This is a genomic window from Haloferula sargassicola, assembly GCF_040362925.1.
GTDB classification, from domain to species: domain Bacteria; phylum Verrucomicrobiota; class Verrucomicrobiia; order Verrucomicrobiales; family Akkermansiaceae; genus Haloferula; species Haloferula sargassicola.
The window spans coordinates 285,771-311,463 of the sequence record NZ_BAABRI010000001.1 but is presented as its reverse complement, the minus strand read 5'-3'; the positions used below and the strand labels follow the sequence as shown (position 1 = coordinate 311,463).

The following is a 25,693-nucleotide window of genomic DNA, read 5'->3' as shown; positions in this document are numbered from 1 at the left end:
TCCCAGCCCGTCCACGGCTTCGCCATGAAACCTTCCGCCCTGAGCCGGGGTCACGCCCCCCTCGGATGGCTTCCGTCGCTCATCGCCGCGGCCGGCATCGCCGTGGTCGGCGGGCAGGAGCTGCTGTTGCGGGAGGTGGTTTCGCGGGAAACGTCCATCGCCGTCGCGTCGGGCACCGTCGGCCGGCAGATTGTATCCCGCGAGGTCTCGATCCACGTCGAGCGCGGGGCCGACCAACACCAGGCGATCTCGCGCGAGCTGGCCGTGGCGGTGGGCGACGACGCGGTGCCGCCCGCGGTCGATGACGTGGGGGTGACGGTCTCGCCCACCGGCGGATCGGTGTCGCTCGACTGGACCGCCTACAATCCCTGGCGGTATCACGACATCGGCGCCTTCCGCATCTACCTCTCCGATTCGGGTCCGATCACCGACGTTTCCGGACTGACGCCGCTGCTGGTGGTCGATGGCGAAACCACCACCGCCACGCTGGACGGCCTCACCGAGTTCACCGACCACTTCATCGCCATCGTGGCGGTCGATTCGCTCGGACACTTCGAGTCCGCCGCCTCCTACTCCGCCGCCTATGTGATTTCGCCGGAAAGCCTTTCCCGCGAGGTCTCGCTGTTTGTCGGAAAAGAACCGGCCGACCCCTACCGGAGCGTCGTTTCCCGGGAAATCGATCTCGCCGTGGTCCCGTCCACGCCACCGCCGGCCATCGACTCGCTCGCGGTCAGCGTTTCGCCGACAGGCAGCACTGCCACGCTCGATTGGTCGGGCTACAACCAATGGCTCCACGCCCCGATCGACCGCTTCGAGGTTTATCTATCCGATACCGGACCGATCGGCGATGTCAGTGGCCTCACGCCCTTCGCGACCGCGCGGGGGGGCACGACCGGCATCACGCTCGACGGTCTGGCAGGCAGCACCGACCACTTTTTCGCAGTGGTGCCGGTCGATGCCGCCGGCGGCTCGATCGACGCGGTCGAATACGCCGCCGCCTACGTGGTCTCGCCGGAAGCGATTTCCCGGGAGGTCACCGTCTTCATCGGCGAGGAACCGCCCGACCCCTACCGCGTCGTGGTTTCCCGTGAAGCGGCGCTGCTGGTGTTCGACTCGATCGCGCCGGCGCCCGTCACCGGGCTGGGCTCCGGGTTTTTCGTGGAAACCTCGACGACCGAATTCGGCGCGGTGGTGCTCGACTTCACGACTTATAACGAGACCGCACAGCTCGACGTCACGGGCTACGACGTCTACGTGGGCAACGTCTATTTTGACGACGTCACCGGCCTCACGCCCTTCGCCCATTTCCCCGCCGGCGACCAGCGCGTGACCCTCGGCGGATTGCCCGGAGGGGCGATCCGGCATTTCGCCGTGGTGGCGGTGGATGGCGCGGGAAACTTCGACCCCACCGTGCGCTCCTACTCCGCCCAGGCATCGATCTCCGGCGTGGGCGAAGCGGTGAACCTCGCCGCGGCCAGCGGAGCCGACTCGCTCACGTTCTCGTGGGAGGCCCCGCCGGACGCGGGGGCTTTCCTTCAGGGCTACCGCATCTACTTCGGATCCAGTGGCACGCCCGTCGAGCTTCCCCTTTCCACCACCATCTATGAGGCGACCGGCCTCGAGCCCGGCCACGGCTATCCGTTCCGCATCGCCACCGTCGATGTCTTCGGCAACGAAAGCTCCGGCACCTCGATCCAGGGTGCGACGCTGCTGCCGAATCCGGACGACCTGTTCCTCACCGCCGACGGACCCGATCTGGTGGTCCTGTGGTCGCCGGTCCAGCCGGGGGCGCTGGTGAAATACTACGCGCTCTACGTGGCCGACTCGCCGATCTCCGACGTCTCGGCGCTGACGCCGGTCTCGATCTGGTATGGCGCCTCGGCCACGCCGGGAACCTTGAGCAGCCTGAACGGCAAGCATTTCGCCGTGGCCACGGTGAACGTGCTGGACGCCTTCTCACCTACGGTGACCTCCGTACAAGCCAGCAAGCTCGCGCAGACGATCGACTTCCCGACACTCACACCGGCCGGCTACGAGCTTGTGCTGGCGGCCACCGCCTCAAGCGGCCTGCCGGTGCGCTTCGAGGCCGGGCCCTCGCCGGTGGTCGCCGTGGAGGGAAACACCCTGGTCGCCTCACAGGGCGGTCAGGTCACCGTGACGGCGATCCAGGATGGCGACGCCGCCTACTGGCCCGCGGAGGCCTCGCAGGCATTCCGTTTCCCGCCGCGAATCACCCGCTTCACGGCGGATGGCGTCGAGCTGGCGACCGGCTCGCGGCTGATCCGGGAAAGCTCGGACCTTCAGGTGACGGCGCTGGACGTGGAGGGCATCGACCACGCCGATTTCTCGCACAAGGCACCGGGCGAGCCTTCATTCACCGTCCTCTCCACCGACAACACGCCGGGCAACGGCCTCCACGCGACGCTGCCGCTCTCGCTGCTGCCCGCGGGCGGGCGAATCCTGCGCGTCGAGGTCTTCACGGCCTCCGGTGCCCACTCGGCGCGGGAAGTGGAGGTCGTGCTCGCGCCGCAGCCGGTGCTTTCCCTCACGCTCGGGGACACGGTCGTCGAGGGCGACAGCCTGAGCGGCAGCGTGGCGATCGGGCAGGCCCGCGCCGACGACCTGGAAGTCACGCTGGCCAGCTCGAACCCCGGCCAGCTCTCCCCCGGCCCTCCGGTGATCATTCCCGCCGGGGAACTCTCGGCTCCGTTGACGGTCCGCGCCGTTCAGGACGACGTCCCGGAAGCGCCGCTGACCCTTCTCCTCACCGCCACCGCGCCCGAGGCGGTCACGGATTCCACCCCGGTCACGATCGTCGATGACGACATCCCGAACCTGACACTCACGCTCGACCGCTCCGCCACCCTCGAAACCGCCGGCGATGCGGCGGCGATGGCCACCCTCACCCGCGACCGGGTCACGCCATCCGCCCTCTCCCTGGCGCTTTCCAACAGCCTGCCGGACACGATCTCGATCCCGCCGGCAGTCAGTTTCCCCGCCAATTCCTACTCCGTTTCCTTCCCCATCGCCGCCATCGACAACGACACGGTCGATGGCTCCCGGTTCCCGGAAATCCAGGCTTCGCTGCGCTTCGGATCGACCGTGGCGGCGACCAGCAACGCGGTGACTCTGGAGGTCGGGGACGATGAAGGCCCGGTGCTCACGCTGCTCGCCGAGCCGGCCTGGCTGATCGAGGGTGGGTCCCGCGAGGCCGTGGTCCAGCGCTCGGCGGCGGACCTTTCCTCGCCGCTGGCGGTGAGCCTCGAGTCCACCTTGCCGAGCCGCATCGCCGTGCCCGCCACGGTGGTGATTCCTGCCAACGAGAGCGACGCGATCATTTCCATCACGGCTCCCGACGACGGGCTCGACCTGCCGGCCGCCGAGGCCTTGGTCACCGCCACGGCCGGGGGTTTCGCGCCCGGCCAACTGAGCCTGACCGTCAACGACGAGCCGCTTCCCGACCTCGTGGTCACCTCCGTTTCCGCCCCGGCGGAGATCGAGACCGAGTCGACCTTCCCGCTCACCTACACGCTGGCCAACACGGGCGCGACGGACGCCGTGACGCCGCTGGTCCAGCGCATCTACCTGTCGTCGGATCCCTTCCTGGACGCCACCGACACGCTCCTCCAACAGGACAGCGTGAACCTCACCCTCGCGGCGGGTGAGAACATCGTTCGCACGCTCAGCCTGCGAGCGCCGCGCGACGTGGGCAGCTTGTATTTCCTGATCGAGGCCGACGCGCCGCGGTCGGTGGGAGAGTTCTTCGAAAACAACAACGTGACCCCTGCCCCGGGACCTACGGAGATCGTCGCCGCCTACAGCGCGGTCGTTTCCGCGGCGGAGACCGTGGCGCCGGCCAACCAGCTCATCGGTCTCAATGGCAGCGCCACGCTGAGGACCGGCGGCCCGGCGGCCTTCGTGGAGGTGCGGATCCACCTGCGGAACGGCGGCGTGACGCGCGTCATCTCCGCCATGACCCGCGCCGACGGGACCTTCGCCGCGACCTGGAACCCGGCCCCGAACGAGGGCGGAGTGGTGGAAATCGGAGCCACCCACCCGGGCGCGAGCGGCTTCGAGGTGCAGGACAGCTTTGAAATCCTGGCCATCGAGGCCGAGGGCATCCCGACCGATCCGCTCGGCTTCGACTCGGGTGCCAGCCGTTCTTTCACCGCCACGCTCAGCAACCCGTCCGGCACCGATCTGAGCAACCTGGCCATCCACATCAGCGACGTGCCGGCGGGCGTTACGGTGAGCGCCGTACCTTCCTCGAGCTCGCTGCCCGGCGGCGGCTCGATCGGCCTGCTGGTCGCGGCCGAGGCCGATCCCGGCTTCTCCGGCACCGAGGATGTGCGGGTGACGGTGACCAGCGACGAGGGCGTCACCTTCGTGTTCGACCTCACCCTCGAGATCCGGGCGCTGACCGCCGATCTGGTCGTCCAGCCGCGGCCGGTCCGGGCGTCGGTGATTCGCGGCGGCCAGGCTTTCCCGGAGTTCACGCTGCGCAATGCCGGCGGGATCGACTCCGGACCGGTCGAGATCGCCCTGCCGCCGGGCATCGCTTTCCTCTCGGTGGCCACCGCCACGCCGCTGCCCTCGATCCCGCCGGGCGGCACGCGGACCGTCACCCTGCAGCTCGCGCCACCGGACGATACGGCTTTGACCGTGTTCGAGGGCTCGCTGGCGGCCACCCCGGAAAACGGCAGCGCGATCACCATCCCCTTCGCCTTCCGGACCGTCTCCGACCTCACCGGCGACCTGGAAATCGATGTGGTGGATGAATTCTCCTTCTGGGGCGCGGGCCTGCCGCATCTCGCGGGCGCATCGGTGGTGCTGCGGGACGCCATCACTTCCGAGGAAATCGCGACCGCGGACACCGGGGCGGACGGCCTCGCGACCTTCAGCGGGCTCACGGAGGGTTGGTACACGCTGGATGTTTCCGCGGACGATCACCAGGACGTGCAGCAGAACGTGTATGTCGCGGCCGACCTCACCACCCGCGAGCAGGTTTTCCTGACCCGCCAGTCGGTGACCTACACGTGGACGGTCGAGGAAACCGAGCTGCAGGACCGCTACAAGATCGAGGTCGAGACCACCTTCGAGACGAACGTTCCCGCGCCGGTGGTCACGGTGACCCCGAACAAGCTCGACGTTTCCGATCTGGAGACGCTCGGCCAGTCGAAGGTCGTCAATTTCATCATCGAGAATCACGGCCTGATCAACGCCGACAGCGGCAGCTTCACCTTCGGCAGCCATCCGTTCTACCGGATCACGCCGTTGATCGAGGACATCGGCACGCTGGCAGCCAAGACCGCGGTGGTGGTGCCGGTCACGGTCACCCGGATCGGCGTGTTCGACGGCGGCGGCGGCATCCAGACCCTCGCGAAGAAGTCGCCGAGATCGACCAGCGTGCCATGCACCATCGGCGGCGGCTACCGCTACACCTACAAGTGCGGTCCCCACGGCGTGGAAAAAGGCACCCCGGTCGCGGTCAGCGGCGTGCAGGGCCAGTGCGGCGGCGGGGCCGTCCACCCGGTCGGAGCGGCCGGCCCGGGCGGCAGTATTTTCGCGAAGGCGGTCTCGTTCTCCAGCAAGTCGTTCTGCGACTGCCCGCCCTTTCTCGGCTCGGAGCGCTGCGTTGAGGCCAGCGCCGGGATCTCGGTGCCGGGCGTGGTGTCGAAGTTCACCTCCAAGCTCGCCTCGGTGCTGCCGGCGGGCGTGCAGATCAAGAAGGTCGACTTTTCCCTCAACGGCACCGGCAAGCTCTGCGTGTGCTGCGTGGACGGCCAGTATGACGTCTACGTGACCGGCGATGCCGGCATCGACGTGACCGTGGAGCTTTTCTACGGCCTGTCGGCACCCTCGCTTTCCGGGGTGACCACCACCACCGGCACCTGGCAGCTCACCAGCCTGTCGATCGACGGGCCCAGCATCGGCGTCACCGGCACCGTCAAGGGCAGCATCCGGGTCGGCCGGGAAAAGGAATGCCTGAAGGACGGCGACGTGTGCGTGACCGGTTCGCTGAGCGGCTCGATCTTCGCCGGCCCCAAGGCGGCCGCCAACGTGTCCGCCATCTACCTGCCGAGCGGCACCACCTACAGCGGCGAGGTTTCCGCCAGCTACGGCATCACGCTTGCCGCCTCGGTCACCGGAAAATGGTGCGCCAACGGCGGCGGCTCGCTGCAGGCCTGCGCGTCGGCCAAGGTCGGAGGCTCGATCTCCGGCGAAGTCAAGGCGGAGAGCGGCGACACCAGCGCCTCGCTCGGCATCAGCATCCCGCTGCCGACCCTCATCGACGAAAAGATCTGCACCGGAGGCCCGGGCGCCAAGTCCAGGCTGACCCGCCGGGAAACGAAGGACACGGGCGATGATCCCTCCGATCCCGGATACCTCGACGACGCCGGCGCGGAACCGGTCGATTTCTCCGATGTGGTCGAGGCGAACGCGCGCCTGATCGGGCTCCCCGAGATCGAGCCGATGCTGCCGGAAAACGCCGACGGGGTTTGCGCGCGGGTGAAGGTGAAGATCTCGCAGGAAGCCGTCACCACCCGCACCGCCTTCAACGCCACGCTCGAACTCGCCAACAACGACGACGCGCCACTGACCGACGTCGGTTTCGACCTCGACGTGCGCGATCTCTTCGGCCAGCCGGCGGGCGATCATTTCAACGTCCGCGTCACCCGGCTGGACGGCATCGATGCCATCGATGGCTCCGGCTCCGTGGCCGCGGGCAGCTCGGGCAGCGCGCGCTGGACGCTGATCCCGCGCGATACCGCCGCGCCGGTCGACGACACCGTTTACCTGATCGGCGGCACCATCCGCTACGTGCAGGACGGCCTGCCGATCAGCGTGCCGGTCAGCGCCACGCCGATCACGGTCAGCCCGGATGCCGCGCTGTCGCTGAAGTATTTCCACCAGCGCGATGTGATCAGCGACGATCCGCACACCGACCCGGTCGAGCCCGCCGTTCCCTATTACCTCGCCGTTCAGGTCACCAACTCGGGTGCGGGTGCGGCGCGCAACCTTTCCATCACCTCCGCCCAGCCGGAGATCGTGGAGAACGAGAAGGGCCTGCTGATCGACTTCAACATCCTCTCCACCCAGGTCGATGACCTGCCCGCGGACCCGACCCTGAGCGCGCAGTTCGGCGACATCGCGGCCGGCAGCTCGAAGACCGCCGTGTGGGCCATGGAGTCCTCGCTGCAAGGCCTCTTCATCGACTATCAGGCCAGCTTCGAGCACGTCGACGGCTACGGTGACCCCCGTATTTCCCTGATCAAGAATGTCGAGATCCACGAGATGATCCGCAAGGTCCAGGCGCTCGACGACCTGTTCGACGGACGGCCGGACTTTCTGACCAATGACGTGCCCGACCTCGACGACTTCCCGGACACGATCCACCTCAGCGATGGCAGCGTGGAAAGCGTGGCCCTGCTCGAAGCCGCCACCGTCGCCGGCAACCTGCCGACGCTCACCCTTTCCATCCCCCCGCAGACCGGCTGGACCTACCTGCGGATCGCCGACCCGGGGAACGGCCGCTACAAGCTCCAGTCGGTGGTCCGCTCGGACGGACTGACGATCCCGGTCGATGAAAACGTCTGGCTCTCCGACCGCACCTTCGTCGGGCTCGGCCAGCGGCCGCTGCGCGAAAACATCCTCCACCTCGTGGACCACGACTCCACCGGCCTCTACACGCTGGGATTTGTGGCGGTCGATGATGCCGACACCTCCCCGCCCGAAAGCGCCCTGCGCATCCTCCCCGGAGCATTGGGCAGCGAGATCGCGCTCAACTGGTCCGGCACGGACACCGGCACCGGCATCGCCTTCTACGACATCTGGGTTTCGGAAAACGGAGCACCGCCTTCGTTGTGGCTGCCCGCCACCCGGCGCACTTCGGCTCTCTTCCCGGGGACCGACGGCACCCACTACGGCTTTTATAGTATCGCCACCGACCGCGCGGGCAACGTCGAGCCCGCGCCCTCCGCTCCGGATGCCGCCCTGGTGCTCAACACCGCCAACCAGGCCCCGGTGATCGCGCCCATCGCCGATCCTTCCGTGGTCGAGGGCCGCCCCTTGCAGCTCCGCGTTTCCGCCTCGGATCCCGATGGCCCGGGCTCCGGCCTGCGTTTCTCCGTCCAGAGCCCGGCACCCAGCCTGACCATCGATGCCGCCAGCGGCCGGCTGAGTTACGTCACCGCTGAAGGCGATGGCAGCCGCGACATCCCGGTGACCGTCACGGTGGCGGATTCCGGGCATCCCCCCGCTTCTTCGAGTGCTTCATTCATGGTGCACATCCTCCCCGACAACACGCCGCCGGTCCTCGCCGCGATCCCCCCCCAATCGCTCGAGGCCGGTGGTGTGTTGATCGTCGATGCGGCCGCGACCGATGCCGACTCGCCGGCACAGTCGCTTGCTTGGTCGCTCGGTCCCGACGCCCCCTCCGGGATGACCATCGATCCCGCCACCGGGGTGATCGTCTGGACCACCCACCGTTCACTCGGCGGACAAACGCTGACCGCGGAGGTGATCGTGACCGACTCCGGAACTCCGGCCGCCTCGGTTGCCACCACGCTGGTCGTCGAACTGACGCCCGCGCCGGACCGCGCACCGGAATTCTCGCAGATTCCGATCGCCCTGTGGACCCAGGGCCGGACCTTCTCGCTGGAACTGTTCGCCTCCGATTCCGACGACGACCCGATCACCCTCCAAGCCCGGCTTGGAGCCTTCCCGGCCGCCGGTTTCGCGGATGCGGGTGATGGATCGGGCACTTTCACCTGGGACACCTCGGGCATCGCCCCCGGCACCTACCGCGTGCCGGTGTCCGCTGTCTCGAACGGGGCCACCACCGGTGGCTTCATCGACATCCGCATCGAGGAAAACAACGTCTATTGGGATTGGGCGATCGACGAGTTCGGAAGTGACTTCTCCGACCCCGGCGACCTGCCGCTCGTCGAGCGAAATGCCGATCCGGACGGCGACCACGTGACCAACCTCCACGAGATGGCTTTCCTGACCGATCCGAATCGCCGCGACCGGCCGCAGGTGGAAATCACCGGCTACGAGCGCACCGGCAGCTTCGGCCGGGTGGACCTGCGCATCCATCGCCGCCGCGGATCGGAATCGATGGTCCGCATGCTGCCCCGCCGCAACGGAGGGCTTGAAACGGGCTGGCAGGCCATCCCGATGGTCGACTGGACGGCCAGCTCGGATGCCGCGGGGGATGACGACGGTCGACCGGAAACCGAGCGCGTCGATTTCTCGATCTACGAGTTTTATCCCTCCCCGGTGCCGGACAGGTCCTTCTACCGGATCGAGTCCGAGGAAATCCCCCCACCATGAACCGCCGCTCCAGCTTGGTCCTTTTCTGCCTGGCGGCTCCCGTGGGGGCCCAGGCACTCACCCTGGATTGGTGGGAGCCGCGCACGGCGGCCGCCACTACGGAGCTGGCCGACGATGCGGATGCCACCCAAGGGTCGCTGGCGATGACCATCCGGCAGGGCGTGCTTTTTCCCGGCTTCCCCGCCACGAGAACCCTCGCTTCGGGTGCCTGGGTCGACCCGCTTCCCTTCGGAACCGCGGACGTCACGGCGACGGACATCAAGGTGTTTCCCGGAGGAGTGCCCAGCGACTTCGACGTGCTCATCGAATGGTCCGGCTCGGACACGCTCTACCTCCTCGTCGGCGACCTCTACGGGGATCCCAGTAGCTCCACCAGCCCGGTCGGCATTTCCAGCGACGGTGGAGCGTCCTCGGTGACTCACATCGGCATGTTCCGCTGGTCGGACTCGTTGACGGATTTTTCCCAACCGCTCGGCTGGTCCGGCAGCGAGCTGACGACCACTCCGGGCCTGACCGGCGACTCGGAGTTCGCACTGTTCTCGATCAGCGGGGCGCATTCGGTGACTTTGTCCGTCCCCAGCGGCTATGCCTATGGCACGGGCGATACCCTCACGATCGGCATCGGTGCCGTGCCGGTGCCCGAAGCCAGCACGGTGGGCATGACCGCCTTGTTCGCGATGCTCGCCCTGGCGCATCGGCGGCGCTGATCAGGGCCGGTTCCTGAGCAGCAGCAGTCGCAGCCCGTTCAGGCAAACGAGCACCGTGCTGCCCTCGTGGCCCACCACCCCGGCCGGCAGTGGCAGCGCGAACCCGAGGGCCGCCAGCACGAGCACCACGATCACCGAGGCGGCGAAGGTCAGGTTCTGCAACAACACCCGCCGCGCCCGGCGGGCGTGATCCAGCAGCAGCGGCAGGTTCTCGACGCGGTCGCCCATCAGCACCACGTCGGCGGTTTCCATGGCCACGTCGGTGCCCGCCGCGCCCATCGCCACGCCCAGGTCGGAGGCGGCCAGCGCTGGCGCATCGTTCACCCCATCGCCGGCCATCAGGACCTTGCCCTCCTCCTTGAGCAAGCGAACGACCTTGAGCTTGTCCTCCGGCAGCAGTCCGGCGCGGACCTCATCGACGCCGGTCTCGCGACCGATCGCCTCGGCCACCCGTTGCTGATCGCCGGTCAGCATCACCACCCGTTTCACCCCGAGCTGCTTGAGTTCCGCCACCAAGCGCGCGGAGCCCTCGCGCACCGTATCGGCCATGGCGATCACCGCCCGCACCGCCACGCCGGTGGCGGTCCTTTCCGCGAACCACACACAGGTCTTGCCCTCGTCCTGCAGCCGGCTCGCCGCCGCGGAGGAGTCGGCCCCGGCACTGGCTCCGAGTTCTTCCATGAAACGCCCGCTGCCCACCGCGAAGGAGCGTCCCCCCACCACGGCTTCGGCGCCTTTTCCCGTCACGGCCTGGAAATCCACCGCCTCCGGGAGGTCGGTGCCGCCGGCGGCCACGATGGCCTGCGCCAGGGGGTGCTCGGACCTCGCCTCCAGCGCCGCGCACAGCCGGAGGAACTCGCGGGCAGGCTCCCCGAGGCTCGTCGCGGGCTCGATCCGGCCCTCGACGACGACCTCGGTGACCGAAGGCTTGCCGACGGTGAGCGTGCCGGTCTTGTCGATGGCGACGATGTCGATGGCGGCCGCGCGGTCGAGGTGCGAGCCGCCCTTGATGAGGATCCCCTTCCGCGCCGCGCCGCCGATGGCTGAAAGTACGGTGGCCGGCGTACTGATGATCAGCGCGCAGGGCGAGGCGACGACCATGATGGTCATCGCGCGGTAGAAGGCCTGCCGGAACGCCTCCCCATGCAGCAGCCACGGCACCACCAGCACGGCGATGGTGAGCAGGATCACGCCCAGCGCGTACCACCTCTCGGCGGTCTCGAGAAATCGCTGCGTGCCGGACTTTTCCGCCTGCGCCTCGGCCACCAGCTTGACCATGCGGGCGAGCGTCGAGTCGTCGGCGCGCTTGGTGACCTTCAGGGAAATGCCGCCCGTTTGATTGATCGTGCCCGCGAAGACGGTCGAGCCGGGCTCCTTGCCGACGGGCATCGACTCACCGGTCAGCGAGGACTCATCGACACTGGTGCGGCCCTCGACCAGTTCGCCGTCCACCGGGATCTGCTCGCCGGGTTTCACGACCACGATCTCGCCGACTTCGAGTTCCTCCACGGGCACCTTCGTCGTCCCGCCCCCGCGCTTCACCAAAGCCTCGCTGGGCCGCAGGGTGAGCAGCGACTCGATCGCGCGGGTGGTCCGATCCATCGCGTGGCGCTGGAGGACGTTGGAAAAGCTGAACAGGAACAGCAGCAGCGCGCCCTCGAAGGGCTGCCCGATCGCCGCCGCGCCGAGCGCGGCGAGGACCATGAGCACATCGACGTCGAGTTCCTTTTCCTTCAGCGACGCCCAGGCCGAGCGGATGCCTTCCTGGCCGGCGAAAAGATAGGCGCCCAGAAACAAACCCCAGGTGAGCGGACCCGGTCCCGTGAGGTGCCGCGTGACGGCGGCGACGATGAGAAACACCAGCCCGAGTCCGCAGGTGATTTCCTCGTTGAGTTCGCCGCTGCGGAGGCGCTGGAAAAGCGGCGGGCGGCGGGCGGGGCGGGCCTCGATGGGTCCGATCTTCGCCCCGGCGGCGCGCAGCCGTTGCTCCATCGTCCGCTCGTCCTGCACGGCGGGGTCGAAGGTGATGGAGAGCACTTTGCCAAGGAACGTGGCGGTGGCGCGGCGGACGCCCGGCAGGCCGGCCACCTTGCGTTCCAGCTTCAGCGCGCAGGCCTCGCAGGCGTGGCTTTCCAAGCGGTAAACCGATTTCTGCAGTCCCGGCAGCGAACGGCTCACATGCTCGCGGATCAACTCGCGGACCTCGCCGTCACTCAGGACGGACGGATCGAAAGCCACGTCCACCAAGGTGTGGTCCGGCCGCTCCTGGACCTCGATCACTCCGGGATGCTCTTCGAGCTGGGTGGCCTCGACGGGCTTCATGACGGGCCCGAGAATCGCCCATCGCCGCGGAAACGCAACGCCGACGGCGGGCGCGGTCAGTCATCGCCGCCCGTCAGGTCCTCCAGCGCGCTGTGCAGCGTGGGGAAACGGAACTCGTAACCGCCCTCGAGCAGCTTCTCCGGCAGGGCGCGCTGGCTGGCGAGCAGCGCGCTGGCAAACTCGCCCAACCCGAGCCGCAGCGCCCATGCCGGAGCGTGCAGGAAAGCAGGCCGGTGCAGCGCGGACGCCAGGCGGGCGGTCATTTCCGAGTTCCGCACCGGCTCGGGCGCGGTGCCGTTGACGGGTCCCTCGAGGCCATGATCGATCGCGTGCAGCATACCGGCGACGAGATCGTGGATGTGGATCCACGGCATCCACTGGTGGCCATCCCCGAAACGCCCGCCGAGGCCCAGGGAAAACGCGAGCCGCATCTTTTTCCACGCTGCTCCCCCCGGCCCGAGCACCACGCCGGTGCGCCAGGTGATCACGCGGCAGTCGTGGGCGGCCAGGGCGGCTTGCTCCCACTCCTCGCACAGGTCGGCCAGGAAGCCCTTGCCACGGCCGGCGTCCTCGCCGAGCGGCTCGTTGCCCCGATCGCCATAAATGCCGACGGCCGAGCCGTTCAGCAGCGCGGCGGGTCCGTCGTCCGAGGTCTCGATGGCTTGGACCAGGGAGCGGGTCACGCCCACCCGGCTGTCGCGGAACTGCTTTTTCCGGTCTTCGGTCCAGCGCTTGTCGATGGAAACGCCGGCGAAGTTGGCCAGGACATCGAGGCCGCTGACATCGGGCGTGTCGGTGGTTTTCCGCCACTCGGCGATGGGCCAGTCCGGCTTTTCGGGATGCCGGCTGAATCCGACCACCCGCCATCCGCGGGTCGCCGCCAGGCGGGCCAGGGCGCCGCCGATGAAGCCGCTGGCACCCACGATTCCGAGCCGTTTCCCTTCCATCTCCGCCAACATCTTCGGCTCCACGAAGTGTGCAATCGCTTTCCACCTTTACTTGCGGGCCGGCGGTCTTTGCAATCCTGCCCCGATGAGGTTCGCCGCCGCCCTGCTTCTCTCCGTGCTCCCGCTCGCCGCCCAGGAACTGCTGCCGGGAGTGGACGGCAACGAGCCGGAGGAAGCCGCGCCGATCGGACCCGTCACGCCGGTGCCGCTGCCGACGGACACGGACCTGATGATGGCCGACGACGTCCAGCCGGAGATGCCGAAATCGGTGGCGGTGACCTTCGACGGCGGCTTCGACTATAAGAATGACACCCAGACGGTGGAATCCCGCGGCGCGTTTTCGGCCACCGCGGATACCGGAATGACCCTGCGCGGCAATCACGCGGTCTGGCACACGGCGGAGAAAAAGGCGGTCGTGACCGGCAATGTGAGACTCAAGACCGAGACCGGCGTCGAGGTCTTCGCCGACCGCGGCGAGCTGGACGATGCCTCGCAAACCGTCACCCTGACCGGCGACGTCTCGATTTTCCAAGGCCAGACCGTCCAGCGCGGCCGGCAGGTCGTTTACCTGATGAAGTCCGGCAAGCTCGAGGTGAGCGGGCTGCGCACGGGGGTCGATCCGCTGTTGCTGGAAGCGGACGGCTTTTCCATGGAGCAGGGAAACGGCGGGCAGGTCTTTTACGGCCAGCATGCCGGGGTCACCACGGACGACGTGGAAAACCCGCGCTTCTGGGTGCGTGCCGATGAAACGCGGGTCTATCCGGGCGATCGCGTGACCTTCAAGAACATGAAGGTCTACGCCGGCGAGACGCCGATTTTCTGGCTGCCTTACTTCTCCCAGCCGCTGGATGCCGACCTGGGCTATCATTTCGTCCCAGGCGCACGGACGAACTGGGGCGCCTACCTCTTGAACAGCTACGGCGTGATGCTGGGCGACGACGAGGACGCCTGGCTGCTCTCGCGCTGGAATCTCGACCTGCGCAGCCGCCGCGGCGTCGGTGCCGGGGTGGATCTGGTCGATCGCCGTCAGGACGACAACGACAACCTCACCGGGCTCTCGCTTTACTACGCGAATGACTTCAATCCCACCATCTCGCGCACCGGCCTGCCGCGTGGACCGGTGAACGAGGACCGCTGGGAGGCGGCGCTGCAGTACCGGATCCCGATGGGCCTCGAGGGGGGTGACAAATGGCGGGCCGACTACAACCTGCACGCGCTGAGTGACAACTACTTCCTGGAAGACTTCGATCCGCGGACTTTCCTCACCGATCCGGCCCCGGACAACACCATCGGGCTCTTCCGCCAGGACGACAGCTCGCTTTTCAGCGTGGTCGCGCGGCTGCGGCCGAATGATTTCTACCGCTCGGACACCCGCCTGCCGGAGATCGCCTTCGACCAGGCCCGGCGACCGATTTTCGGAACCTCGCTCCTGCACGAGGGCAATACCTCGTTCACCATCGTCGATGAACAGATCGGCAGCGCCGCGCAGAGCGACGCCCGCGCCCTGCTCGCCCTGCCTGCCGGTAGCCCGCTGGCTCCCGCCCTCTACGACCGGCTGCCGATCTACGAACGCCAGCTGGTGCAGGTGATCCGCTCGCTGCCGCCGGGAAGCCCCTCGATTCCCGCGCTCACGACCCAGCTGCTCAATCCTGGCTTCTCGCGCTTCCACACCTACCAGGAACTGTCGTTGCCAATGAAGCCCGGCGGTTGGCTGAACTTCACTCCCGAGGTCGGCGCGGGCTACACCCACTACGATTCCGTCAACGGCCCGGCCGGTGCCTTCGACCGCGCCATGTTCTACGCCGGAGCGGAAGCGTCGGTGAAATTCAGCCGCGACTACACCGGCTATCAGGACCGGTTCTGGGGGCTCGACGGCCTGCTGCATGTGTTCCAGCCCTACGCGCGTTTCTCCTACCTGAGCACCGACGACCTCGACCCCCTGTTTCCCACCATCGACCGGGAAACCTTTTCCACCCGGCCGCGGACGCTGGCTCCCAACCGCTTCACCGCGCTCGATTCGTTCCGCGACTGGTCGATCATCCGGCTCGGGATGCGGAACCACCTGATCACCCACCGCGACGGCCAGAGCTACGAGTGGCTGTGGCTGGACACCTACATGGACGGCTTTTTCGAGGATCCGGAAGGCCTGAACCGCCGCTTCTCGAACCTCTACAACGACGTGACCTGGCGGCCGCTGCCGTGGCTCGACCTGAAGCTCGAGACGCAGTTTCCGGTGTTCGACGACGGCTCCGGTTATTCGGAGGTCGCCGGCCGGCTGCGCTTCATGCCCACCGAGAACTTCGAGTTCTCCGTCGGCAACCGTTTCCTCAACAACCACCCGATCCTTTCCGACTCGACCCGCTTCGACGCGCAGGCCTTCCTCCGCCTCAACGACACCTGGGGCGTCGGTGCCTCGCAGATCTGGGAACTCGACGACGGCACGCTGGAGCTGCAGCAATACACCCTCCACCACGACTTCGGATTCTGGGTCGGCGCGATCGGCTTCACCGCCCGCGACAACCGCATCGACAACGAATACGGCGTCGTCCTGTCCTTCTCCCTCAAGGATTTCCCCTCGGCCTCCGTGCCCTTCAGCCTCGACGCCCAATGACCCCTGACGAACTCGTTTCCGCCCTGAACTGGCGATACGCCACCAAGCATTTCGATCCCGACCGTCCTCTTCCCGAAGAAGCCACGCATGCCCTCATGGAGGCGCTGCGGCTGGCCCCGTCTTCCTTCGGGTTGCAGCCTTGGAAATTCATTTTCGTCCGCGATCCCGAGCTGCGCGGGAAACTCAAGGCCGCGTCATGGAACCAGCCTCAGGTTTCCGAGGCTTCGGAACTGGTCGTCATCGCCGCCCGCAACGACTTGGAGCAGCACGACATCGACCGCTGGATGGACTGCCTCGCCACCGCCCAGGGCCAGGAAAAATCCGCTCTTTCGGCAGTCACCCGCATGATCGAGGGCTTCGTCGACCGCATGTCGCCGGGCGAGCGCCACGCGTGGAACTCCCGCCAGTGCTACATCGCACTCGGGCAGCTGATGACCGCCGCCGCCGTGCTGGGGATCGACACCTGCCCGCTCGAAGGCATGGATCCCGCGGCTTACGATGTGGTTCTCGAACTCGGCGGCACCGGCTACGCCACCTGCGTGGCCTGTGCAATCGGCTACCGCTCGGAGCGCGACCACACCGGCGACCGGCCCAAGGCCCGCTTCGCGCGGGACGAGGTGGTCAGCGTGAGGTGACCATCCTTTCGCCGATCACTCCGCCGTGACGTGGTGGAAATCGCGGAAGCTGATCGACTGGAGGTCGCCATCCGGCCCGTCGAAGAGGACCACCACGTAGTTTCCCACGTCCATCACCGGAATCGAGGGCAGCTCGGTCTTTCCGGCCCGCAGCGGAATGTAACCTTCCGGATACTTCATCGGGGCGACGGTGGTCCCGAAGCGCTTCACGAGATACTTGTCCCAGTTACCCGCCGGATCCCGCATTTCGACGGAGACCTCGGGCTTCTGGGACACGGAAACGAAGGTTGCCTCGCGCTTGTTGGACTCCGCCTTCTGCTTGAGGCGAAGGATCCGGACCTCCCAGTGCGCCGGCTCCTGATCGGTGGCGGGAACCCGCTCCCCGAAAGGGATGACGGTGGTGGTGGCACCCTGCTCGATCTTCACCTTGGTCATGCCCTCGGTGACGCCCTCCTTGCGGATGGTCACGTTGCAGGTCCCCACCGGCACGCCCATGCCGCCGGTGGCATCGCCGAGGTTGTAGCCGTCGGGATAAAGGTTGTTGCCGTCGAGCAGCAGCTCGGTCGAGCCCTCGCCCGGGGCCAGCGCGTTGACCAGGCGGATGAAGCCGTATTTCTCGTCGTTCTGCCCATTCACCCGGGCTCCGCTCACGATTGCCAGCATCAGCAGTGTTTTAAAAATCGTTTTCATTCACAATGGTCGGTCGGTATTGATGGATATCGATTTCGCCCTCAGGAGTCCGCTCACCCGGATCAGCGAAGACGGTGAACACCTTTCTGGACTCCGCGAGCACCCTCGGCTTGGAAGTCGAATCGCGGCCCTTCGGCGCCAGCGCCTGACCGACCACCCAGACGCGGAAATTGCGCGAGCGGACGGTCGTGGACTCATACATGCGGGCGAAGAGTTCCTCGGCGGCGGCATCGCTCCACTCGATCTTGGGGCCGAGTTCGTAGAGGTTGCGATTGCCGAAGAGTTCGTGGCCATCCTGCTCCTGGGCGGCGTCGTCCGGGTGGTTGTATCCTTTTTGTTCCACCCTCGCCAGATCGTAGGCGCTGGTGATCGGGCGGGCATCGATGATCGCGTCGGCCACGATGTCCGCGGCCTTTTGGTCGGTCGGAACCCCCATCTCGATGTTGCCGACCGTCGGCATCATATAGGGAGCCCCGCGGTGGCTCGTGCGTACCACGCGGGAGAGCTGCTTGTCCTGGCCGAGCAAACCGGCGGCCACCACCCGCAGGGCGTCACGGCTGGCGGTGTTGATGTTGATTTTCCCGTCGATCGTGACCAGCGGGCCTTCGTAGTCATCCCTGTCCTGCGCCCGCGGATTCCCGGCGTGGAACAGGTCCAGCAGCCTTGCGGCATGCTGGGAGGGGTTGTTGAAGGCCGGGTTTTCAGGATTGCCGATGCACAGGGTGGTGCCCCCGCCATATTCGGAGCTGGCGGTCGAGGTGGTATTGACCCGAGGCCAGCGATCCTCGGTGATGCTCCCGGCCAGGAGCGACGAAGTCGCCTGGGCCTTGTCCTTGCCGTAGGATGGCTCCCACATGACGGGATCGAAAACACGCCCCAGCTCGGTGGCGGAGTAGAACCGACCAGCGTTTGAGATCCTCTGGGGCGCCGTGCCTTCTTCCAACGCAGGCAGGGTGCCGATCATCTTGGCGCTGGTCGGCTCGACCGAGTCATCACCCGAGATGCTCCAAGTTCCAACTTGTGAGTTATGGCCGCCGTCCGGCCATTCAGAAGGAAGAACCCGCCCGTAGACCGTCGACTTGTTCGGCCCGTCCTTGTCATAGATTGACCAGCGACGCACATTCCGCCGGTTGGGGCTGGCATTTCCCGGATAGGCATTCAGCCCTAACGCCCAGCGCTGGCTTCGCAGATAGTATGAGATTCGTGGATCGCCCATGTTGTCTACGAAATCTCTGTACTGTCCGTAGCTGTGTCCGGGGATGGCCGCTTTTGTTACATATCTCGGCACGGTGGCTTCAAAATTGAGATCCGATTTTTCCCCTTCGCCGCTTACCGAGTAGCGGATAATCTTGTCCACACGGTCAATCTCCTCCTCGTTCCATCGGAGTGACATTCCGGCAGCACCGAGTTCCTCGAACAGGGTAAATTCGTCGATGAAGACACTCCCCGGACCGTAACGAGGGCCGACGTCGATTTCATAATCGACGGTCACGAAATTATTGGTCACATACTGGTCCGGCTGGAGATCGATCGGAATCGGCAACGACCAATAGCGCCCACCTTCCTTGGTCAGCGTGTGGGTCGTCCGGTCTGGATTGTCGAGCAGCCTCGGATCATCGAACCGCTGTCCCTGCGGCAGCGAGCCGATGCCCGAGGTGGATAACCCGTTTTCATAGGAAATCCGGGCATTCCCGGTGACCCGCTGGTTGGTCATGTTCCACAGCTCGGCATAGACCTTGATCGTCCACAGCAGCGACTTCCGGGAGTCGGTCAACTTGAGGCCCCGGAAGTGGATTTGCATGAAGATCTCGCTCAGCAGCGGATTGGCATCCAGCCCGCGCACGCCCGCCTTGATGATCGGAGCGCTGTCGGCATCCGCGTAGTCCAAAGCCCCGGCGGCGAGCGTGCCGAGGTAGTCGTCCGGAAAGCCTCCGGCCCGCTTCTCGAATTCCGGAAGCGAGTCCTCGATCTGCCCCTTGAAGGCCTGGATCGCCGAGTCGGTCGACTGGGCCAGCAGCTCGTTCAGGTTGAGCTTCGGCCTCCCTGCCATGCTCTCCTGGATGCCCGGCGCATGCGGGATCACCGGCCGTTCCTCATACGGCATCGCCTTCGGGGTCACGCCCCGCTCCACGGCGTCGGCCGATTCATCGGATAGCCTGCCCGTGACCTCGTCGCGCACCAGCGGCGGCAAAAACCCGGCCCCCGCCAGCGTCGATTTCGGGGAAACCATCAGCGGTCGGCCGTCCACCAGCCGGTCGCCGAGATCGCTCGGCTCCTCCGCATCCGCCACCGCCGGATCGAGAACGTTGAGATTCATCTCGATACCCGGCCCATCCACGTTCACCGGCACACCGGGCGCGGGAAAGGGCCATTGGTTGCGGGTCAGGGCATCGGTGTCCCAATCATCGCCGCCCCCATCCAGGTTCACCCGGCCCTGCAGGTCCTCCACCCAGTAGGCGTAGCGTCCCACCACTTCGTCATCGTCATTCTCGACCTCCACCCAGTTGACTCTCGCCTCGTCGGCCCAGGGTAGGGTTTCAAAATCCGCCGTTTCCTCGTCGCGAAGCGTGGAAACCCCCTGCAGTTCCTTCAGATCGGTGACGTCCTCCGTGATGTCCGCGGTGGAAAACAAGGGCGTCACCTGGTAGTCGACCGAGTCCCCTCCCCCCTGCGGCCTGGCGACGTACAGATACTCCAGCCGGTCCTTGCCCCCTTCGACCTTGGCCGCGTCGGTCGGGTCGTCGTCCTCCTGGGAAATCACGAGATACTCGTCATTGTCCGTCAGGTTCCGGAGCTTGACGCGGAAGTCCTCCATGCCGGATTCCGCCATCCATTCGGCGCGCTTCACATCCACGTAGGAGCGGGCCGTCTTGCGCTCGATTCCCACCAGCGCCAGGAGGCCGACGGTGAGCAGCAGGATCGCCGCCATGACGACCAGCACGGCCGCCAGCGTGAAACCGCCGGTGCGGTCACGAGGCGTGGGCGAAATCTTGGATGATCTCATAGGATTCCACTTGGTTGGATTCGTTGACGTGATCGGGCGATGGAATCAAGGGGCTGGAATTCCAGTCCTCGGTCGAGTTCAGTTTCCCCGCCAAGCTCCGACGGGCCACAATCAGCCGGATTTTCACCGCCTCCGGGGGCACGTCGGCTCCCTTCATGGAGGCCTCCGGCCACTCCTGCCAGCCCCCCGCGGGGGACCGACGCAGCGGCTGGATGTCGAAGGAAAGCACGCCGAAGGAAACCGGCTCGTCCGCCGCGGTTTCCGCGAAAAGCGAAGCCACATCGCCGCTTTCCAAGGCCTGGAAGGTTTCCTCGCTGCCCCGGAAACCCCGCATCAGGCAGCGCTGGACACGGCCGGCGGACTGGAGGTCCTTCACGTAGTAAACCGTGGCACAGAGGTCGCCGATGCGCTGCTCGTCGGTCTGGGCGTCATCCGGCTCCAGCACCAGGAAACCAAGTCGGTCACGGGGCAGGCCGTCGTCGTTTTCCTCCATCACCATCTCCCGGTGGTAGACGGCCTTGGAAAGATCCTCGGCGATCTGGGTCAGCACCGCGCGGGCTTCCCGCTCGGCGGCGATCCCATCGGTGCTGCGGCCATATCCGGTGCCGGCCTGGTCCAGACTGGTGACCGCGAGCAGCAGCACCACCATGCCGATGCCCATCGCCACCAGCAGCTCGATCAGGGTGAATCCACGGGTTCTCGTCACGGCAGCAGGGTATGGAACTCCACATCGCTCCGGTCCTTCGAGGACCGGCTCGCCGGATACGAAACCTTTACGGTGACCACCATTCCCCGCTCCTCGAGCCTCGACGTCGCCTGGGCCACGAAATAGACCTCGTCCCGACCCACCGCGGGCCGCACGCCGTTCTCGTACTCGGCCTTCTCCAGCTCGGCCACATACGCGCCGTCCCGCCCGAAGCCGAGCGGCTTGCTCTTGTCCTCGGTGAGTTCCTCGGTGGCTTGAAGCTGGTCGTAGATCTCGGAAGTCCCCCGGCGGGCCTGCTCGAGCTCCATCTTCACGAACTCGGCGATCGAGGGGGCCCGCGTCTCGGCCCGCGCCGCCCCCGCCACGTCGCCGGCCTTGGTCATGGCGGCCAGCGACAGCGGAATGGCCACGGCCAACACCGCCACGGCGATCACGACCTCGACCAACGAAACACCCCGGGGGGCACGGGTGGAACGAGCGGATCTCATACGTCCAGAATCCATGGTCTGGCGACCACCCTCCCGATGCGCACGATCCGCCGCCCGCCGCCTTCGCGCGGGATGAAGCGACCGTGCTGGTGGACACCGGAGGAGAGGATCACCACCACCGGCTGTGAGCCCGAGGGCGAAAGAAGGGCCCCGCGGGAGGAGAATACCAGCATCGGCAGTTCCGCCTTCTCCGCTCCGTTCTTCCAGGTCAGCGACACCCGTTCGCTCTCGGCCGCATTGGAGAGCGATTCAAAAGCTCCGCTGTCGAAACCCACGCCGCCCGGCAGGGCCTCCCAGCGCTGGACCTGGCTTCCCGTCACCGGCTGGTTCGCCTCCCACTCCTCCAGCTCGAAAAGGCCCAGCCGGCACTGCTCATCGCCCAGCCCGGCCTCGCCCGGCGAAACCAAGGCGAGCGCCACCGGCTTGCGACGGGTGATCGCCGTGGTCCGCGCTTGCTCGACCATCGCCGCGAACTTCTCCGTGCCGGTTTTCACCGCCTCCGAGCCGGTGCGCTGGAACAGCCCCATTCCGACGGCCACCAAGGTCGCCATGATGCAGACCACCGCGATCATTTCGATCAGCGTGAAGCCTGCGACGCGCCCCGCGCGGCGCGAGGCCGGACCGGTGGGCGCATGAAATTGGCTTATACCCATGGGTTACCGAAGAAGATCATGCCGACGCTCCACCGCCAAGCCCATCCGCACCAACGCATGGAAGTGACGATCTCGACAGGTTCACTGGCTTTGCAAACCCCTCAGGCACGAGTGACATAGGCAGTTTCCATGCCGCCCCGCCTGCTACTCATTGACGCCATCGGGCCTTTCTTCAGAGGATACGAGAAATCCCGGATCAATTGGTCCAAAATCCCGTTCCATCACCTGCCGGTCCACGGGTCGGAACGCGCTCCCTTCTGGGCGCGCGTGCGCCAGGACCTGAGTCATTTCTGCCGGGAGGTCTCGGATCTCGGCTACACCGCCGTCACGCTCGACGACCTCTCCCATCTCGCCTCCCATCCATCCCACGAGCCGGAAATCACCGGAAAAATCGCCGTTTTCCGGCAGGAATTCGCCCGGATTTTCGACCTGATCCGCGAGGCCGGTCTGGGAGTCTACCTGACCTCCGACATCCTGCCCCTCACCCCCCGCCTCGCCGCCGAATTCGGGGGTCGGCGGCCCGCGCTCGATGATTACTACGCGGACCTCGTCCGCGGCGTGCTCGATGACTTCCCGCAGCTCGGCGGCCTGATCCTGCGGGTGGGCGAAAGCGACGGCAACGACGTGCGCGACGCGATCCGCACCCAGCTCCACCTCACCACCGCCCGCCATACCAACCGCATGCTCCGCAAGCTCGTCCCGATCGCCAGCGAGCGGGGCAAGGACCTGATCCTGCGGACCTGGACCGTGGGCGCTTACCGCCTGGGCGACCTCATCTGGCACCGGCGAACCCTGGCCCAGGCGCTTGAGGGGATCGACTCGCCCCACTTCATCGTCTCGATGAAATACGGCGAGAGCGATTTTTTCCGCTACCTGCCCCTCAACCGCGCCTTCTTCCGCATCCCGCATCCCAAGATCATCGAGTTCCAGGCCCGGCGGGAATACGAAGGTGCCGGCGAGTATCCCGCGCCGATCGGGACCGATTGCGAACGCTTCGCCCGCGAACTCCGGCAGGCGGAGAACCTGGTCGGCGTGTCGACCTGGTGCCAGACCGGCGGCTGGCACCGCTTCCGCCGGCTCGCCTTCCTGCCCGATGCGGGCGACGACACCTGGATCCGCATCAACGCCCGGCTCATCGCCGGCATTTTCCGCGAGGAAAAAACCACCGACGAGGTGATGCGCGACCTTTACGGACCGGAGCGCGCCCCGGCGGTGATCGAGCTGCTCCGCAATGCCGAAACGGTGATCCGCGAGCTGCTCTACGTTCGTGATTTCGCCTCGCAGAAGCTGTTTTTCCGCCGCGTGCGGATCCCCCCGCTGCTCCACCTCTACTGGGACTGCCTGTTCATCAACCACCCGGTGCGCAAGATCATGCGCCACATGGTGCAGGATCCCGAACGCTCCCTCCGTGAAGGCGAGGCCGCGCTGGCCCTGTTTCCCCGCATGATCCAGCTCAGCCGCGAGGCGGCCCTGCCGGTCCGCGACCTCGAACACTGGCGGGATTTCTGCCAGATCGTCTGCCTCGCACGGCGCTACTATTTCCTGCCCTTCGATGAGGAGATCGTGGAAGCGCTGAAAAACGCCAAGACCGTCTACAAGCGGAACTGGCCGAAGAGCGAACGCCAGCGCTACCGCATCAAGCTCTCGTTCCAGCCCTTCCACCTCAAGCGGCGCACGATCGGCTGGGTCGCGGGCATTCTCCTGAGGAAAAAGCGGGGCTACCGGCTGCTCGACCACGTGTTCACCCTGAACCTTCTGGGGCTCGCCTACCGCGCGTCCAAGCCGCGGCGCAAACAAGACATGCCGAAGTTCCTCCGCAAGTCGGCGATGGGGATCGACTCCCTCTTCAAATAGGCCCGCGACTTCCCTGAAGGGGATATCGGGCGGCCGGCAGGACGAGGAAAGGAGTGGCAGCCCCCCCAGGACTCGAACCTAGAAATACTGAACCAAAATCAGCTGTGTTACCAATTACACCAAGGGGCTCCGGTGCCTGCGGCGGGCGGGAAACTAGGGAACGATTCCGGGATTGGCAACAGGGAAATTGAGCCAAAATCCCAAAAATTGCGGGAACGAAAAAGCCCTGCCGGAAACTCCGGCAGGGCTTTGGAAATCAGCAGGTCCAGCCGCTCAATAGCGGTAGTGATCCGGCTTGAACGGGCCTTCGACCGGCACCCCGATGTAGTCGGCCTGCGAGTCGGTCAGCTTGGTCAGCTTGGCACCGATCTTTTCGAGGTGGAGCCGCGCGACCTCCTCGTCGAGGTGCTTCGGCAGCACCATCACCTGACCGGCCTTGTAGGTGTCCTTGTTCTTCCAGAGGTCGATCTGGGCGAGCGTCTGGTTCGTGAAGCTGTTCGACATCACGAAGCTCGGGTGGCCGGTCGCGCAGCCGAGGTTCACCAGCCGGCCTTCGGCCAACATGTAGAGGCTGTTGCCGGTCGGGAAGGTGTACTTGTCGACCTGCGGCTTGATGTTGGTCTTCACCACGCCGGCGGCGTTGTTGAGCTTGTCGACCTGGATCTCGTTGTCGAAGTGGCCGATGTTACACACGATCGCCTGATCTTTCATCTTCTCCATGTGTTCGAGGCGGATGATGTCGTAGTTGCCGGTGGTGGTGACATAGATGTCGCCCCAGCCGAGCGTGTCCTCGACGGTCAGCACCCGGAAACCCTCCATCGCCGCCTGCAGCGCGCAGATCGGATCGACCTCGGTCACCACGACCTGGGCCCCTTGCCCGCGCAGGGCCTGGGCACAGCCCTTGCCGACATCGCCGTAGCCGCAGACCACGGCCACCTTGCCGGAAATCATCACGTCGGTGGCGCGCTTGATGCCATCGACCAGCGACTCGCGGCAGCCGTAGAGGTTGTCGAACTTCGACTTGGTCACCGAGTCGTTCACGTTGATGGCTGGAACGAGGAGCTTGCCGGCCTTGGCCATCTGATAGAGGCGGTGGACGCCGGTGGTGGTCTCTTCCGAGACGCCCTTCCAGTCGGCGATCATCTTGGCGAAGATGCCCGGCTGCTCGGCGCCGATCTTCTTGAGGAGATCCTTGATGACCTGTTCTTCGTGGCTACCGGAGGGGCCGTTGACCCAGTCGGAGCCATTTTCCATCTCGTAGCCCTTGTGGAGCAGCAGAGTGGCGTCGCCGCCGTCATCGACGATCATCTCGGGACCGTTGCCTTCAGGGAACTGGAGCGCCTTCCAGGTGCACCACCAGTATTCCTCGAGCGTCTCGCCCTTCCAGGCGAAGACCGGAATGCCGGCCTTGGCGATCGCGGCGGCGGCGTGATCCTGGGTCGAGAAGATGTTGCAGGAAACCCAGCGCACCTCGGCACCGAGTTCGACCAGCGTCTCGATGAGCACGGCGGTCTGGATGGTCATGTGCAGCGAGCCCATGATGCGCACGCCCTGAAGCGGCTTTTCCGGGCCGTACTTGGCCCGGGTCGCCATCAGGCCGGGCATCTCGTGCTCGGCGATTTCGATTTCTTTCCGACCAAAGTCGGCCAGTCCGATGTCGCGGACTTTGTAGTCTTGGGTGGGTGGTTCTGCGGTAGTGGTCATGATTGATAGAGAGTTGAGATAGAAGATTTGAAGACG

At 66.2% G+C, this 25,693-nt stretch carries 13 protein-coding genes and 1 tRNA gene; 5 read left to right on the top strand and 9 right to left on the bottom strand.

Annotated elements, in window-relative coordinates; all coding sequences use genetic code 11:
- Positions 1-24 precede the first annotated feature (24 nt).
- Positions 25-9,336, top strand: a complete 9,312-nt coding sequence (locus ABXH26_RS01275) for a fibronectin type III domain-containing protein (protein ID WP_353565209.1) — start codon at positions 25-27, stop codon at positions 9,334-9,336.
- Positions 9,333-10,043: a hypothetical protein gene (locus ABXH26_RS01270; protein ID WP_353565208.1), complete on the top strand. Its 711-nt coding sequence runs from the start codon at positions 9,333-9,335 to the stop codon at positions 10,041-10,043. The genes ABXH26_RS01275 and ABXH26_RS01270 overlap by 4 nt, the downstream gene beginning before the upstream one ends.
- Here ABXH26_RS01270 and ABXH26_RS01265 read toward each other — a convergent pair whose 3' ends face one another.
- On the bottom strand, positions 10,044-12,365 hold the full coding sequence (locus tag ABXH26_RS01265; RefSeq protein WP_353565207.1) for a heavy metal translocating P-type ATPase: 2,322 nt from the start codon (positions 12,363-12,365) through the stop codon (positions 10,044-10,046).
- A gap of 56 nt (positions 12,366-12,421) precedes the next feature.
- The gene (locus ABXH26_RS01260) at positions 12,422-13,336 is read right to left on the bottom strand and encodes a TIGR01777 family oxidoreductase (protein ID WP_353565206.1); all 915 of its coding nucleotides are present in this window, start codon (positions 13,334-13,336) and stop codon (positions 12,422-12,424) included.
- 61 nt (positions 13,337-13,397) lie between these two features.
- On the opposite strand from ABXH26_RS01260, the gene ABXH26_RS01255 reads away from it, so the two are divergent.
- Positions 13,398-15,923, top strand: a complete 2,526-nt coding sequence (locus ABXH26_RS01255) for an LPS-assembly protein LptD (RefSeq protein WP_353565205.1) — start codon at positions 13,398-13,400, stop codon at positions 15,921-15,923.
- Entirely contained in the window at positions 15,920-16,558 is a 639-nt protein-coding gene (locus ABXH26_RS01250) for an NAD(P)H-dependent oxidoreductase (RefSeq protein WP_353565204.1), read from the top strand. Before ABXH26_RS01255 ends, ABXH26_RS01250 begins: the two co-directional genes overlap by 4 nt.
- Positions 16,559-16,573: 15 nt before the next feature.
- Here the strand turns inward: ABXH26_RS01250 and ABXH26_RS01245 are convergent, their stop codons facing one another.
- Genes ABXH26_RS01245 through ABXH26_RS01225 form a run of 5 tightly spaced genes read right to left on the bottom strand, consistent with a single transcriptional unit; the run spans position 16,574 to position 22,099 of the window.
- A complete protein-coding gene (locus ABXH26_RS01245; protein WP_353565203.1) occupies positions 16,574-17,248 on the bottom strand; it encodes a hypothetical protein in 675 nt (224 codons plus the stop codon).
- Positions 17,232-20,252 (bottom strand): hypothetical protein, encoded by a 3,021-nt coding sequence (locus tag ABXH26_RS01240; protein WP_353565202.1) that lies wholly within the window; start codon positions 20,250-20,252, stop codon positions 17,232-17,234. Before ABXH26_RS01240 ends, ABXH26_RS01245 begins: the two co-directional genes overlap by 17 nt.
- A complete protein-coding gene (locus tag ABXH26_RS01235; RefSeq protein WP_353565201.1) occupies positions 20,218-20,958 on the bottom strand; it encodes a prepilin-type N-terminal cleavage/methylation domain-containing protein in 741 nt (246 codons plus the stop codon). Before ABXH26_RS01235 ends, ABXH26_RS01240 begins: the two co-directional genes overlap by 35 nt.
- Complete coding sequence (locus ABXH26_RS01230) at positions 20,955-21,446, bottom strand: prepilin-type N-terminal cleavage/methylation domain-containing protein (RefSeq protein WP_353565200.1); 492 nt, start codon at positions 21,444-21,446, stop codon at positions 20,955-20,957. Before ABXH26_RS01230 ends, ABXH26_RS01235 begins: the two co-directional genes overlap by 4 nt.
- Positions 21,443-22,099 (bottom strand): GspH/FimT family pseudopilin, encoded by a 657-nt coding sequence (locus tag ABXH26_RS01225; RefSeq protein ID WP_353565199.1) that lies wholly within the window; start codon positions 22,097-22,099, stop codon positions 21,443-21,445. Before ABXH26_RS01225 ends, ABXH26_RS01230 begins: the two co-directional genes overlap by 4 nt.
- A gap of 129 nt (positions 22,100-22,228) precedes the next feature.
- Here ABXH26_RS01225 and ABXH26_RS01220 point away from each other — a divergent pair, with 129 nt between their 5' ends.
- Positions 22,229-23,953, top strand: coding sequence for a hypothetical protein (locus tag ABXH26_RS01220; protein ID WP_353565198.1), 1,725 nt, complete (start codon positions 22,229-22,231; stop codon positions 23,951-23,953).
- 54 nt (positions 23,954-24,007) lie between these two features.
- On the opposite strand, the gene ABXH26_RS01215 is transcribed toward ABXH26_RS01220, so the two are convergent.
- Together ABXH26_RS01215 and ahcY are read right to left on the bottom strand one after the other, a co-directional pair.
- Positions 24,008-24,082: transfer RNA gene (locus ABXH26_RS01215), tRNA-Gln, on the bottom strand.
- A gap of 144 nt (positions 24,083-24,226) precedes the next feature.
- Entirely contained in the window at positions 24,227-25,657 is a 1,431-nt protein-coding gene (ahcY, locus tag ABXH26_RS01210) for an adenosylhomocysteinase (protein ID WP_353565197.1), read from the bottom strand.
- Between the last annotated feature and the right edge of the window lie 36 nt (positions 25,658-25,693).

Excerpts from the sequence above, each read along its gene's own strand:
- ABXH26_RS01250 (WP_353565204.1), top strand. The coding sequence starts at position 15,920 with ATGACCCCTGACGAACTCGTTTCCGCCCTGAACTGGCGATACGCCACC.
- ahcY (WP_353565197.1), bottom strand. The coding sequence starts at position 25,657 with ATGACCACTACCGCAGAACCACCCACCCAAGACTACAAAGTCCGCGAC.
- ABXH26_RS01220 (WP_353565198.1), top strand. The coding sequence starts at position 22,229 with ATGCCGCCCCGCCTGCTACTCATTGACGCCATCGGGCCTTTCTTCAGA.
- ABXH26_RS01270 (WP_353565208.1), top strand. The coding sequence starts at position 9,333 with ATGAACCGCCGCTCCAGCTTGGTCCTTTTCTGCCTGGCGGCTCCCGTG.
- ABXH26_RS01230 (WP_353565200.1), bottom strand. The coding sequence starts at position 21,446 with ATGAGATCCGCTCGTTCCACCCGTGCCCCCCGGGGTGTTTCGTTGGTC.
- ABXH26_RS01245 (WP_353565203.1), bottom strand. The coding sequence starts at position 17,248 with ATGAAAACGATTTTTAAAACACTGCTGATGCTGGCAATCGTGAGCGGA.
- ABXH26_RS01275 (WP_353565209.1), top strand. The coding sequence starts at position 25 with ATGAAACCTTCCGCCCTGAGCCGGGGTCACGCCCCCCTCGGATGGCTT.
- ABXH26_RS01225 (WP_353565199.1), bottom strand. The coding sequence starts at position 22,099 with ATGGGTATAAGCCAATTTCATGCGCCCACCGGTCCGGCCTCGCGCCGC.
- ABXH26_RS01265 (WP_353565207.1), bottom strand. The coding sequence starts at position 12,365 with ATGAAGCCCGTCGAGGCCACCCAGCTCGAAGAGCATCCCGGAGTGATC.
- ABXH26_RS01240 (WP_353565202.1), bottom strand. The coding sequence starts at position 20,252 with ATGAGATCATCCAAGATTTCGCCCACGCCTCGTGACCGCACCGGCGGT.
- ABXH26_RS01255 (WP_353565205.1), top strand. The coding sequence starts at position 13,398 with ATGAGGTTCGCCGCCGCCCTGCTTCTCTCCGTGCTCCCGCTCGCCGCC.